This window comes from Desulfonatronum sp. SC1 (genome assembly GCF_003046795.1).
Taxonomy (GTDB): Bacteria; Desulfobacterota; Desulfovibrionia; order Desulfovibrionales; family Desulfonatronaceae; genus Desulfonatronum.
The window spans coordinates 1-436 of record NZ_PZKN01000165.1 but is presented as its reverse complement, the minus strand read 5'-3'; the positions used below and the strand labels follow the sequence as shown (position 1 = coordinate 436).

The following is a 436-nucleotide window of genomic DNA, read 5'->3' as shown; positions in this document are numbered from 1 at the left end:
CATCTAATTATCTAAAATCTAGTTATCTAACATCTAGTTATCTAACATCTAATTATCTCACATCTTTTCTCTATAATATAGCCGGCTCAAATGCTGGTGCGAGCGCATTTATGACCATTTCAGGTGCTTTCATAGGTTTACGTGTGTTTGCGTCCACAAATACTACGGTGGACTCTGCGCTGCAAACCAGCTCATTGCGTTCGTTTCTAATCTCAAATGTGAAGTTAAACCTCACGGCGGGCATTTCATGAATGATGGTGGTAATTGTCAGAGGCTCGTCGTAGTGTCCGGGTCGATGGTACTTGAGGTTCATCCCAATAACGGGCATCATAATACCGGATGCTTCCAGTTTTTTGTCGTTTATACCAAACTTACGCAACAGTTCGGTTCTGGCCTGGTGGCAATAAGCCACATAATTGGCATGGTACACATATCC

Annotated in this window: 1 protein-coding gene; it reads right to left on the bottom strand. The window is 42.7% G+C overall.

Features of this window, described 5'->3' with window-relative positions; all coding sequences use genetic code 11:
• Positions 1-70: 70 nt before the first annotated feature.
• Positions 71-436 (bottom strand): thioesterase family protein (locus C6366_RS21145; protein ID WP_107740653.1); only part of this gene is annotated, 366 nt, incomplete at its 5' end.